Annotated in this window: 9 protein-coding genes and 3 pseudogenes; 5 read left to right on the top strand and 7 right to left on the bottom strand. The window is 45.6% G+C overall.

The features are described 5' to 3' along the window. Window positions 1–95 precede the first annotated feature (95 nt). Both NSS95_RS05690 and NSS95_RS05685 read left to right on the top strand, forming a co-directional pair. Window positions 96–1,814, top strand: coding sequence for an Rqc2 family fibronectin-binding protein (locus tag NSS95_RS05690; RefSeq protein WP_340713834.1), 1,719 nt, complete (start codon window positions 96–98; stop codon window positions 1,812–1,814). A gap of 181 nt (window positions 1,815–1,995) precedes the next feature. Further along, window positions 1,996–2,970, top strand: coding sequence for a bile acid:sodium symporter family protein (locus tag NSS95_RS05685; protein ID WP_061577219.1), 975 nt, complete (start codon window positions 1,996–1,998; stop codon window positions 2,968–2,970). Window positions 2,971–3,014: 44 nt separating this feature from the next. Here the strand turns inward: NSS95_RS05685 and NSS95_RS05680 are convergent. Next, window positions 3,015–3,278, bottom strand: a pseudogene (locus NSS95_RS05680) (7-carboxy-7-deazaguanine synthase QueE); the annotation flags it as partial. 174 nt (window positions 3,279–3,452) lie between these two features. On the opposite strand from NSS95_RS05680, the pseudogene NSS95_RS05675 reads away from it, so the two are divergent. Further along, window positions 3,453–3,852: pseudogene (locus NSS95_RS05675) on the top strand (transposase); the annotation flags it as partial. Window positions 3,853–4,005: 153 nt separating this feature from the next. Here the strand turns inward: NSS95_RS05675 and NSS95_RS05670 are convergent. Beyond that, window positions 4,006–5,403, bottom strand: a complete 1,398-nt coding sequence (locus NSS95_RS05670) for an MFS transporter (RefSeq protein ID WP_328229097.1) — start codon at window positions 5,401–5,403, stop codon at window positions 4,006–4,008. Between the two features lie 311 nt (window positions 5,404–5,714). Here NSS95_RS05670 and NSS95_RS05665 point away from each other — a divergent pair, with 311 nt between their 5' ends. Next, entirely contained in the window at window positions 5,715–5,870 is a 156-nt protein-coding gene (locus NSS95_RS05665; RefSeq protein ID WP_328229096.1) for a hypothetical protein, read from the top strand. A gap of 392 nt (window positions 5,871–6,262) precedes the next feature. On the opposite strand, the gene NSS95_RS05660 is transcribed toward NSS95_RS05665, so the two are convergent. The 5 genes and pseudogenes from NSS95_RS05660 to NSS95_RS05640 form a co-directional block, all read right to left on the bottom strand. Then, a complete protein-coding gene (locus tag NSS95_RS05660; protein ID WP_328229095.1) occupies window positions 6,263–7,918 on the bottom strand; it encodes an FAD-binding dehydrogenase in 1,656 nt (551 codons plus the stop codon). Between the two features lie 540 nt (window positions 7,919–8,458). Then, window positions 8,459–9,328 carry a Cof-type HAD-IIB family hydrolase gene (locus NSS95_RS05655; protein WP_328229094.1) on the bottom strand — a complete coding sequence of 290 codons (870 nt, stop codon included), beginning with the start codon at window positions 9,326–9,328 and terminating at the stop codon, window positions 8,459–8,461. A gap of 61 nt (window positions 9,329–9,389) precedes the next feature. Next, entirely contained in the window at window positions 9,390–10,547 is a 1,158-nt protein-coding gene (locus tag NSS95_RS05650; RefSeq protein WP_211062171.1) for an AI-2E family transporter, read from the bottom strand. Window positions 10,548–10,720: 173 nt separating this feature from the next. Continuing rightward, window positions 10,721–11,266: a GNAT family N-acetyltransferase gene (locus NSS95_RS05645; RefSeq protein WP_035181846.1), complete on the bottom strand. Its 546-nt coding sequence runs from the start codon at window positions 11,264–11,266 to the stop codon at window positions 10,721–10,723. A gap of 93 nt (window positions 11,267–11,359) precedes the next feature. Continuing rightward, a pseudogene (locus tag NSS95_RS05640) lies at window positions 11,360–11,810 on the bottom strand (IS1595 family transposase); the annotation flags it as partial. 147 nt (window positions 11,811–11,957) lie between these two features. On the opposite strand from NSS95_RS05640, the gene NSS95_RS05635 reads away from it, so the two are divergent. After that, a complete protein-coding gene (locus tag NSS95_RS05635) occupies window positions 11,958–12,518 on the top strand; it encodes a TetR/AcrR family transcriptional regulator (RefSeq protein WP_014095521.1) in 561 nt (186 codons plus the stop codon). The last annotated feature ends 11 nt before the right edge of the window (window positions 12,519–12,529 follow it).

Below are 12,529 nucleotides of genomic sequence, written 5' to 3'. Positions count from 1 at the left end.
ACATATTCAGCCCTGTCCAAAAAAATGATATAATTTAACATGCCAACGACTGACGCAATGCTTTATGCATGCGCGAAAGAATTGAGGAATGCGATATGTCATTTGACGGATTATTTACAAGAGCGATGGTAAAAGAACTTGTTGATACGATAAAAGGTGGGCGGATGAACAGAATCCACCAGCCGTACCAGAATGAACTGGTCCTTGTGGTGCGTGCAAACGGAAAAAACAGGCGGCTGCTTTTGTCGGCACACCCGGCCTATGCGCGCATTCAGCTGACGGATGAACCATTTGACAACCCGCAGGACCCGCCGATGTTTTGCATGCTTTTAAGAAAACATCTGGAAGGTGCCGTGATCGAGGATATTCACCAGGCCGGCCTTGACCGCGTTGTTGTCTTTGACATCAAAAACCGAAACGAAATCGGGGATATTTCCTTTAAACAGCTGTACGTGGAAATCATGGGCCGCCACAGCAATATCATCTTGGTCGACAAAGAGCGGAACCTGATCATGGACAGCATCAAACATGTCCCACCGGCTGTGAATACGTACCGGACGATTCTCCCCGGGCATGAATATGTCATGCCCCCTGAACAACACAAACGGAACCCGCTTGAGGCGGCAAAAGAGGATGTCATAGCAGCGCTTGACTGGAACAGCGGGAAAATGGACAAGCAAATTGTCGCGCAATTTGCCGGCGTCTCCCCTCTTTTGGCGAAAGAAATCATGCACCGGGCGAAGTTTTCGAATCCAGATGCGGTCACGGACGCGTTTTTGTCCGTTATGGAGCCGATTAAAAAGTTTGACCTCCAGCCAGTGATGATCATTGGCACGCAAAAAGAATCGTTCTACATGATCCCGCTTACGTCTCTTGAAGGCGAAGTCAAAACGTTTCCGACTTTAAGCGCGCTGCTTGACCGTTTTTATGCCGGTAAAGCCGAACGTGACCGCGTCAAGCAAAAAGGCCACGATCTTGAGCGGTTTGTGAAAAATGAACTAGAGAAAAACGAAAGCAAAATTAAAAAGCTGGAAGTCACGCTTGCGGAAGCGCAAAATGCCGAACAGTTCCAGCTGTACGGCGAACTTTTGACAGCAAATTTGTATGCTGTAAAAAAAGGCATGGACAAAGTGAAAGTGCAAAACTATTACGATGAGGACGGGGCAATGGTTGAAATTCCGCTTGATCCGCTAAAAACCCCTGCCGAAAATGCGCAAAGCTATTTTTCCCGCTACCAGAAAGCGAAGCATGCGCAAGTCGCCGTGCGTGAACAGATCAAAAAAGCCCGGGATGAAGTGCTGTATTTTGAAAACCTCCTCCAGCAGCTTGAAACAGCCTCGCCGAAAGATATCGGGGAAATCCGCGAAGAGCTGGAAGAAGAAGGCTATTTGAAAAAACGGCACAGCCGCGCCCGGCGGAAAAATGCAAACAAAATCGCCCTCGAAAAATACGAGGCTTCGGACGGCACGGAAATTCTTGTCGGAAAGAACAACAAGCAAAACGATTATTTGACAAACCGGGTCGCCGCCCGCGATGAAATCTGGCTGCACACAAAAGACATTCCCGGGTCGCATGTTGTCATCCGCAGCAAAAACCCGGCGCCGGAAACGATTTTGGAAGCCGCATCACTCGCCGCCTATTTTAGCAAAGCGCGCCAGTCCGCTTCCGTCCCGGTCGATTATACGAAAGTGCGCTACGTGAAAAAACCGAACGGCGCAAAACCCGGATTTGTCATTTACGAGAACCAACAAACCGTTTATGTCACACCGGATACCGACAAAGTGCTGGCCATGAAAAAAACGAAGGATGCATGAAAAACACGGAATATGTTGTAAACAGCGCAGGCCCAGGCATTGCGCTGTTTTTTTTGGTGAAAAAAATGTTTTCGGAAACGAATGATCTAAATAAATCCCAAAATATTGAAATGGCTGCCTTGATTTATTTTGTCAGATATTCTATCATTTTAGAAAACAATTTATATTTGGAGGTCTTCACATGGCAACTTTAGAAAAAATCAGCGCGTTTGCAGGGAAAACGTTCACCGTATGGGTGCTGATTTTTGCAGTCATCGCTTATTTTTTACCGCAGCATTTTGCGTGGATCGGGAATTATATCGTACCTTTATTGGGAATTGTCATGTTTGGCATGGGGTTGACGCTTGAATTATCAGATTTTAAAGAAGTTTTCAAAAAGCCGCTTGAGGTGGCGCTCGGCGTGGTCGGCCATTTTGTCATCATGCCGCTTATCGCTTTTCTGCTTGCAGTCGGGCTCAACTTACCGAAAGATATTGCCATCGGCGTCATCCTTGTCGGCTGCTGCCCGAGCGGCACGGCTTCGAACGTAATGGTGTTTCTTGCACGCGGCAATGTGGCGCTTGCTGTTGCGATCGCTTCCGTGTCCACGATTCTTGCGCCGATTGTCACACCGCTTTTAATCCTGCTGTTTGCTAGCAAATGGGTGCATGTCAGTGTATTGTCTTTATTCCTTTCGGTTGTGCAAGTGATCATTGTGCCGCTTTTGCTCGGGTTTATCGTGAAAAAGTTTTTCGGCAAACAGGCGCGCGCCGGTGCAAAAGCGATGCCGCTTGTCTCGGTTGTGGCGATCGTGCTGATTGTAGCAGGAGTGGTCGCCGGAAGCGCCGAAAAAATTGCACAAACGGCTTTACTCGTTTTTGCCGTCGTTATTTTGCATAACTTGCTCGGGTTTATCATCGGCTTTTTCTTCGCCCGTTTGTGCGGGATGGACCTTGCCAAGCAAAAAGCGGTTTCGATGGAAGTCGGCATGCAGAATTCCGGGCTCGGGGTAGCGCTTGCTACCGCGCATTTTTCCCCGCTTGCCGCCGTCCCGAGCGCGATTTTCAGCGTCTGGCATAATTTGTCTGGTTCGTTGCTCGCAAACATCTACAGCCGGATGAAAGATAAAAAGGCAGTAAAACCCGACGCGAACCCGGCCGCAAGCCAGCATGTGTGAGAAAAAGAGGGGCTGCCCTGCGTGCGCAGGCCGGCCCTTTTCTCTTATACGCCCCGTTTGTTCCCCCACACCAATGCATGCAATTGGGGAAGGACATAAGCATCATTCATTTCTTCTGCCTGCAAGGCCAGATTGATCAGCCATTCATATCTTCCGGTCAGCATTTTCGCTAATGCATCCCGGTCAGGCAAAGTAACATCCGGATTGCCGACTTGTAAATAGAAGGGAACAGGCGGATAGCGTTTATGGATCTTTTTGGCGTAATCAAAATCCTCCTCGTCGAAAACGACAATTTTTATGCAAAAATTTTATTATAATGATATTCTGGAAAATCAGAAAGATTTTGGAACTCATTATAAGCTGCTGCCTCGTTGTCATGTTTGGCAGCGTTTTGATGCCATAAGGACCTTGCACTTGGAGACCGTTGCTATGTAAAAAAGGCCGAGCATCAATTCACTTTTGCAGAAAACTTTTTCTACACCATTCTCTTGAAATTGGGATAACAAAAATCGCTGGGCCCGTCTTGCTGAAATAATCCCTTTGTGAAGAGATGAAGAAAGGGATGCCAGGTCCTTCAAAAAAATTTAAAGGCGAACAGGATTACGCCGTCAGAATCGTTCTAAGAGCTCTCTACATCAAAGAGCATCTTGGGCTACTTGGCCGAGATGCAATCGAACAGATCATAGAAAAGCCGTATCTTCAGTATTTATCGGTTTGCCTGAATTCCAGGAAAAAGCCCCATTTGGCCATTCTATGATGACTCGTTTTAGAAAGTGCTTGCGTGCAAATATCATCAATAAACTGAATAAGTGGATCGTTCCGGGAAAACAAGAACGCCAATTGGAAGAAGCATATAAGGAAAAGGACAACGATGATGATCATGATGTTTAAAAACATACCCCTTGGCATTTAAAATGGACAAGGGATGCCCAAGCCGGCAGAGAAAGGCAGAAAATACAGACACGAACCCGGCTGCAAGCCAGTATGTGCAAAGGGACAGCCCTTTGTTAAAGGTACTCCCCAAATTGTCCTGCATTACCTGCTGTTCATCTCCGCCACGATTTCTTTATATTTCTTTTCCGTCAGGCGGTAGAAAAAGCCGAATACAACAATGGTTAAAATGGACAGTGCTGCCGGATAGATGAACATAAGCGCTTTGATACCGAAAATGGCGCTTGCAGACTGGACGGCATTCGGCACATATCCGGAAATGCCCAGCACAAACCCGGGAATAAACCCGGCGACAGCCTGCGACATTTTGCGAAAGAATGTAAAAAAAGAGTAGACAATGCCTTCCGTCCGCTTTCCGGTTTTCCATTCCCCGTATTCCACACAGTCGGATATCAATGCCCAGTTCAGGCTGTTGACAAAAGCATTTCCGAAAAAGGCGAGGCAGGCAAATACAATAAAGAGGACGGCATTATGGGCAAAAAACAAAGCAAGCAGATCGGCAACAGCCCAAATGGCACAGCCGAACATATACGTGTACTTTTTCCCGATTTTTCGCTGAGCAAAAGGGGCAAGGGCAATCCCGAAAAATGCGCAGCCCATGCTGAAAAATCCCATATAGGAAACGACGGTGACATTGTGCAGTACATACTGGCAGTAATACACCTGGACGGCCAGTTTCACATTGTAGGCTGAAATGGTAAATAAATTGACCAGACTGACAATGAAAAGGGGGCCGTTTTTGACAAGCGCCTTGTAGCTGTCTTTAACCGAGTGGTTTGTTTTTTTCGGTTCCAGTTCGACATGGCGCTCTTTTATATGCTTATAAGAATAGATTTGCAGCAATATACCGGCCGTTGCAAAAATCGCAGCCGCCACCGGATATCCGATTTTCGGATTGTCGAACAGGAGGACAACCGGCATAAAACCGACTGTTGTAATGAGCAATCCAAGATTGGCGCCGGCTTGCCTGAAAGCGGACAATTCAGCCCGTTCATTGGCTTTTTTCGTCATTGCCGGGGCCATTGAACCGTATGGTATGCTGGAAATGCTGTAGATGGTGCCGAAAGCCATGTATGTAGCAAAGGCCCAAATCACTTTTCCGTTTAATGAAAAATCCGGTGAAAGAAAATTCGTCACCGTCATCAGCGCCAGCGGAACTGCGGTATACAGAATGAAAGGGCGGAATTTCCCCTTTGGCCCGATTTTTTTCCGGTGGTCCACAACCGTACCAATCGTAAAATCCGAAAAAGCGTCCCAAATTTTTGTCACTAAAAATACCATTCCTGCAATGGAAGCCGGAAGCCCGAGCGTATCCGTATAAAACTTAAGCAAATAGATTTGCCCGAGGTCAAACAGAAAATTATACCCGATATCCCCTGCGCCGTATGCGATTTTTTCCTTTCGTTGCAATTCTCCTGTTTGCGTTACCGGCTTTTGGATCCCGGCATAATCGCCCTCCAAACGGCTGGCATAATGATCCATGCAAAAACCCCCCTCATGATCTTCCAAGTAGAAACATATATACCCTGTTTCCGTCTTTTTATCTCTGTTTTTTCAAAATTATTTTGTATAGATAAGCAGTGGCTGCCCCATTTCCGCATCCTGCAAAAAAAGAATCATCATTATATTTAAAAATGATAATTCCTAATGGATTTCTTGTTTTTTCAATAAAAATGGCATTATGTTTCTTTCCAAATGGCCGGTCGGAACAGTTGCCCCAGTGCCTTTTTCCCCCTCCATTGCTGTACTATCATTAAGATTTAAGAAAAAGCAGTAGTTTGGGAGGAAAAATGGTGAACTTTTTTAAAAGAAAAACAACATGGTTTTGTGTGGCTGCCTTGATCATGATTTTCGCAGGCTGGATTTACGTGAATGCTTACAAAGCATCGAGTGATATTGAAACGCAAATGTCCCAGCTGGTCAATGACAAAGACAAAGCAAGAATATAAAGAATTGCCGGCGATAAAACAACTTGCAACTTTATTGAAAATCTTCCTAAGCGCGCAAAACTAAAAAATCTATCTGATGTGCAAGGGATCACTCCTGATGGAGCGGAATATTACGTGGGGGAAATAAACAAAAAAAGCGTTGACGTATATGCACGCAAAGAAGATAAAGGGATGGGGCGGCTGATGCCTAAGTGGGTTGTGATTAAAGTAAAGGTTGCCCCGTAATTCTGGGCCATTTGCCCATTCATGTGTTTTATAAAAACGTTGCGACAGCGTACGAGAGACTTAGGGTCCGGCTTCCAGTTCTATAATCGCCCGGGATGCTGTCTGATCTCTCATTATTGCATGAGAAGCCGGTGAAAATAGATCACCGGGTCCGTATTTTTATCCAATTAACTTCGTTCAGCTGCAATCGCCCGGCCGGCCGTCCTTCCTGTGAAAAGGCATACGCCCAGAAATGTTCCTTCAAGGGACCTGTAGCCATGGACACCGCCGCCGCCAAATCCGGAAACCTCCCCCGCTGCATACAACCCGGGTATGGCATGGCCTGCGAAATCCAGTACTCTTCCGGATAAATCGGTTTGCAGGCCGCCTAATGTTTTTCTGCTTATAATATGAAGGCGCACGGCGATGAGCGGGCCATTTTTAGGATCGAGTATTTTATGCGGCGGGGCAACGCGAATCCACTTATCCCCCAAATAATTCCGATGGCCCCGGATTGCCGTCACCTGCAGATCTTTTGTAAATTTATGATCCATTTCCCGGTCCCGTGCTTTGATTTGGTATTCAATTTCTTTAAAGTTTAATCGACTTTCACCAGTCAAACGGTTCATCCCGTCTACAAGGTCTTTCAGGTTATGGGCAATGATAAAATCTTCTCCCTTGTCCATGAAGGCCTGGACGGGTTCAGGCGCGCCGGGCAAAGCTCTGCCCAGCACTTTCCGGATACTTTTGCCGGTAAGATCCGGATTTTGCTCCGATCCAGACAACGCAAACTCTTTTTCTATAATTTTTTGCGTTAAAATAAACCACGAATAGCCATAGCCGGTTTTTTGAATGGCTTCCAGTGTGCTGAGCGTGTCAAATCCCGGCAAATTAGGGACGGGAAAGTGCTTTCCTTCTGCATCAAGCCAAATAAAGGATGGTCCGGGTAAAATACGGATACCGTGGTTGGACCAAATCGGGTTCCAATTTTTTATGCCTTCCGTATAATGCCACATCCGGTCGCGGTTCACAATCCGCCCGCCCGCTTCTTCCGTAATGCCAAGCATTCTGCCGTCCACATGGGCAGGAACGCCCGATAACATATGTGCAGGCGGCGTTCCGAGCCGCTCCGGCCAATTTTTCCGAACGAAATCAAGATTCCCGCCAATGCCCCCGCTGGCCACTAATACAGCTTCGGCCCTATATTCGAAATCGCCAATAACCTCTCTTTCGCTACCCTCTCCCCGCTTCTTTGTGCTGGGAATCAAAACAGAACCGGCTACCCCTGCAACAGTGCCATTTTCTTTTAAAAGATGATCCACCCGGTGGCGGGGCAAATATTGGACCAAACCGGCTTTCATATATTCCCGAACTTTTTTCTCAAAAGGCGCCACCAGTGCCGGCCCGGTTCCCCACACAATATGAAAGCGGGGAACGGAATTGCCGTGGCCGGTCGCTAAATGCCCGCCCCGTTCAGCCCAACCGACAACCGGGAAAAAGCGCACGCCCATTTTGTGCAGCCACGTTCTTTTTTCTCCGGCAGCAAAATCGACGTAAGCTTCAGCCCATTTTTTTCCCCAGTAATCTTCATCCTCCTCCCGGTCAAATCCGGCAGTACCAAGCCAGTCCTGCCATGCCAGTTCCCTGGAATCTTTTATCCCCAGCCGCCTTTGTTCCGGAGAATCCACTAAAAATAGCCCGCCAAACGACCACCAGGCCTGGCCGCCCATACTGTTTTCCGGCTCCTGGTCCAGAAGCAGCACTTTTTTCCCGGCATCTGCCATTTCTGCGGTTGCAACCAAGCCGGCCAGCCCCGCCCCGACGACAATGGCATCGAACTTCATCAAGCCCTCCCCTTTTCCATAAAGCATGGCCATGTCTATTATTGAAAATATCCTATGTAAAGTATTTCAACGATGCGGGTATCTGCAGCCGGCAAAAAGGAGACCATTTTCTTCTCCCGGCCGGCATAACATTGTATGCTAACATTTCGACAAAAAATTGAAATTTCCTTTTTAAGTGAGATGAAAAAACAGCAGGAGATAAAAAAATTCCCGGCCAACGCGCCCGTCGCTGGCCGGGAAGCCAGGTAAGAGAAGTCTACTTGGCTATGTGATAAATGTATTCCAACAAAGGATTCAGCCGTATCTTGTTTTTATTTACAATCCTCCTAAATATTTTTGAAAAAACGATAAAACAGCCATATCCAGCCATCGTGCCGATAAAATTAAAAATCACGTCATTTATGTCAATCACCCCTAGGATAATTGTAAAAGCTCGATGATGGCACCGATGAGAATGCCCGCAATTTTTCTAACGGCTGTTTTAAAAAGCATGCCGCAAAATGAGGAGATGGGCAGCAAACGGTGGCTGTTTTTTTGGTTTTATTCCCCTTCGTTTTCCCCCAATATGTACTTTCGCAAAGCATGCGCAACGCCGTTTTCATGATTGGCTTTTGTGACATAGGTGCTCCGCGCTTTCACTTGTTCTTCAGCGTTTCCCATCGCAATACTTATACCGGCTACTTCAAACATGGACAGATCGTTAAAATTGTCACCAATTGCGACCGTATTTTCCAACGGGATGTTCAAATGGCGGGCCATAAACTGAAGGGCATGGCCTTTGCTAACTTCTGCATGGGCAATTTCCAACTTCGTGCGCCCCGATGTGGTCATGGAAAGATCTTGTCTTCCGCTTAGCCAGCTGCGGAGTTGCTTTAACCGTTCAGGATGAAAGGACAGTACAAAAATTTTGTAAACCTCCAAATGCGGCAAATCCAACTCAGCATAATGGTGGAAATAATGAATCCCGTACTGCCGCATCTGGAGCTCAATTTGGCCGGCAGCCCACTCCAAAGAAAAGGTTTCATCTTTTTCGTGCAAGGAATGCATTTCCGATTCAAGGCGCTTTCTCCCTTTTTCCAGCAAATACACGCCCTGGTTAGTATATAACTCGTAATAGTATCCTTGCGCTTCCAGTTCCGGAAGCAAGTCGTCCAGTACTTTATCCGGCATCACAAGCTTTAAAATGCATTGATCCGAATCGTAAATGACGGCACCATTTCCCGTTATCACCGGGCAATCAAGGCCTGCTTTTTTCAGAATATGCCGCGTATCATGAAGCGAACGCCCTGAACAGGCGACAACGATATTCCCCTGCTCTTGTACTTCCCGAATCGCTCCGGCATTTTCTTCGCTAATTGTTCCGTCATCAGATAATAATGTCCCGTCAAAATCAATCGCGATCAATTTCATTTTGCGCTCTCCTTCCTGTTGTTCCCGGATGTTCTTTTTCGAGAGGCAATATTATTCGCCTCTATATATCCCCGCCCCTGTTTGTTTCCTCTATTCCCGATGGTGTCTGTAGCCGTTTCTGCACTTGGTCGCTCAGCAGCTTATACAATGTCGCGGCAACCGGCACACCGAAAAGCATACCAACAACGCCGCCAAGGCCGCCCCCGATGATGACCGCCGCCAAGACCCATAAACCCGGCAACCCGATCGACGAACCGACTACCCGCGGATAGATGATGTTGCCTTCCACTTGCTGCAGCACAACAATGAAAATCAAAAAGAATACTGCCTGCATCGGATCTACTGTTAAAATCATAAAGGCACCGAAAGCCGCACCCAAATAGGCACCGACCACCGGGATCAGAGCCGTTGCACTAATGAAAGCACCGACCATTGCAGCGTACGGAAACTGGAAAAGAAACATGCCAAGCGTACATAGACTTCCTAAAATGACCGCCTCCACACATTGCCCGACAATAAAGCTCGAAAAAGTCCGGTTTGCCACCTTGAGCACATAATACAATCTGTCCGCCGTCTGCTTTTTCAAAAAAGCACGGACCACTTTATCCGCCTGAATAGCCAGCTTCTCCTTTGCCGCCAAAATATAGATGGCAAAAATAATGGCAATGACCAGGTTCATTACGCCGCTTGTTAAGGCGCCGGCGATGGAAAACGTCGAATTCAAAATGCCGGTCACCACTTTGGAAAGAGATGCGGTCAATTTTTTTGTGACTGCATCCAGATCGACCTGCAGGCTGGAGATGAACTTTCCGAGACTGGAGTACTTGCCGCTGTTTGACTGGAAATAGTCCAAGCTTTTCGTGTAAACGCGCGGAATGGCATCAATCAACACTGTAAAAGCCTGGATCAATTGCGGCACAATGATCAAAACCAGAATGGAAACAATGCCGAAAATCACCACAAACGAAAAAAGAATGCTGACGCCCCTCCGCGTTGCGCGGATAAATTTGTTTTGCGCGTTCGGAAAATAAACGCGTTCCACTTTTTTCATTAAAATATTGAGCACATAGGCAATCGCAGCCCCGAGCACAAGCGGGAATGCAACATGCCAAACCGCCCCGAGCGCGCCCAGAATCGTGCTGAAATATTTTACAACAAGCACGGCCACAACCGCCAGCAGTATGTATTTAGCCCATAAACCGAGTTTCATTTCTTTCATCCAACCACTCCGTCATTTTTTGTTTATTTTCTTATCTTGATTATACTTGAAAAGGAAACTTTTTTCCGGTTTATTTTAAAAGCTATGTTAAATAATATTGTGGATAAATGATCATAAAACAAGGACCCGATGTGGGATCCCTGTTTTAGATTCATATTGAAGATTAGCACCCGTTATTTGAATAGCTTATACCAATACAAAGTGGTTTCTATATTTGGATTATATGACTGTTTCAATGTGTCAACTCCACCTAGTATGAATCCTTGTTTCACATAAAACCTGCACGCTCCAAGATTATCATCTTGCGTTTCTAAAGACATTCCGATAAGTTTTCTTTTTTTTGCCCATTCTTCCGCTTTAGTTAAAAGCAACTTCCCGATTCCATATCCTCTAAATTCTTTTTTTGTAGCGATATTTTCAATATAACAGAAGCGATTCCAATCCTTAATTATTCTAATTTGCCCAATGCAATTATGATTCTTATAAGCTAAAAATAGAGCTTTATCTTCACGGTTTATATAACGGCTCCAATCCAGTTTATCATCTGGGAAACGAATTTCTTTAGTTTCATCAAATAGAATCTCTTCAAAAGACCATTTTCCTGATTGAAGACTGGGTACAACCTTACCAAACACGTTGAAATAATCATTTGTTTTATTGATGTCCTCAATTAATTCATCCTTTAATGGAGAAATTATGATTTCTTCTGCAATATTCATTTTGGCACCTTCCCATTCTGAAAAAGAATTTTTCTAGCACAAGCCTAAATACCTACCCTCTTTAACATGACTGCCCCAATAGTTGAATAATGCTTATGAAACTCTGAATATAGATAACCTCAATTTATCATAAGTCGCCATTGTCGGAAATAAGCAGCTGTCGACAATCAGCCTACATACAGTTGGATAATCGTTCGGAGGCGGATCGTATTCAAATACAAAAACAGCTCAAATAATGGTCGCGGTACTTGGTTGCCCCGCCGTTGAATCGGTTCATCCAACCCTTTAAGCGGCTGTAATAGTTATTAACATTTTGGATATGGTAAAGCCCTTTTACCCGTTCCTTTCCACAGGATTTGAACGGGTAATGTTCGATTCCTTTTTCTTTTGCATAGGCTTTGAAAGCTCTCCAGGCGTCTGTAAAAAGGGGATTCGTAACGGATACCTTGGAACCAATTGCTTGGTTAAAATACGACCCTCATCACGTTAAAGAAGGTTTGTTTTGACGATCCCTCGCAACCAAAACGCAGACCTGCTCCTTACTGTTATTATAGGAAGAATGTTTGATTTTAGTAAATATCAACATAAATGTTTAACAGAGCTATTTTAAAAAAAAACGGCTGTTTGACAATAAAGTCAATCAATGATATATTTTTCGTTAGACCGTTCTGTACAAAAAAGGAGAGAAAAGATGGCAAAGAGTAAAAGAGAAGCAATTATCCAGGCGGCAAAAAAACTTTTCCAGGTGCAGGGCTACCATGCGACCGGCATCAATCAAATCATTGAGGAAAGCGGCGCACCGAAAGGCTCTTTATATTACCATTTTCCAAACGGGAAAGAAGAAATTGCAATTGCCGCAATTGACAGCGTCAAGGTTGAAGTAAGGCAGGAACTGGAGCAGTTGCTTGCCGGTTGCGACGATCCGATTGAAGCCATGCAGGCGCAACTTTTACATGTCGCTGAAAAAGTATTTGGCGATCAGCCGGACTTCCGGATCGGCCTGCTCGCTTCGGAAAGTGCGAACCTTAACGAAAATATCAGGGAAGCGTGCAAAAATGCGTATGAGGAATGGATCGCAACCGATACCGATTATCTGATGAAAAAAGGCTACACAAAGGAAAGCGCAAGGCAAACCGCTGTTTTGTTTCATATCTTAATCGAAGGCGCGATGACGATGTCGATCACATACAAGGACGCTTCCTATTTTCAATTAGTTGCAGAACAAATCCCAAAAATAATAAAGAACATTTGATGTTCTTTTTT

The sequence above is a fragment of the Weizmannia sp. FSL K6-3076 genome (assembly GCF_038007245.1).
Lineage (GTDB): Bacteria > Bacillota > Bacilli > Bacillales > Bacillaceae_C > Weizmannia > Weizmannia faecalis.
This window is presented reverse-complemented; position numbering and strand designations above follow the sequence as displayed.

Coding starts and splice junctions, on each gene's coding strand:
- NSS95_RS05690 (WP_340713834.1), top strand. CDS start 96: ATGTCATTTGACGGATTATTTACAAGAGCGATGGTAAAAGAACTTGTT.
- NSS95_RS05650 (WP_211062171.1), bottom strand. CDS start 10,547: ATGAAAGAAATGAAACTCGGTTTATGGGCTAAATACATACTGCTGGCG.
- NSS95_RS05655 (WP_328229094.1), bottom strand. CDS start 9,328: ATGAAATTGATCGCGATTGATTTTGACGGGACATTATTATCTGATGAC.
- NSS95_RS05670 (WP_328229097.1), bottom strand. CDS start 5,403: ATGGATCATTATGCCAGCCGTTTGGAGGGCGATTATGCCGGGATCCAA.
- NSS95_RS05645 (WP_035181846.1), bottom strand. CDS start 11,266: ATGAATATTGCAGAAGAAATCATAATTTCTCCATTAAAGGATGAATTA.
- NSS95_RS05635 (WP_014095521.1), top strand. CDS start 11,958: ATGGCAAAGAGTAAAAGAGAAGCAATTATCCAGGCGGCAAAAAAACTT.
- NSS95_RS05685 (WP_061577219.1), top strand. CDS start 1,996: ATGGCAACTTTAGAAAAAATCAGCGCGTTTGCAGGGAAAACGTTCACC.
- NSS95_RS05660 (WP_328229095.1), bottom strand. CDS start 7,918: ATGAAGTTCGATGCCATTGTCGTCGGGGCGGGGCTGGCCGGCTTGGTT.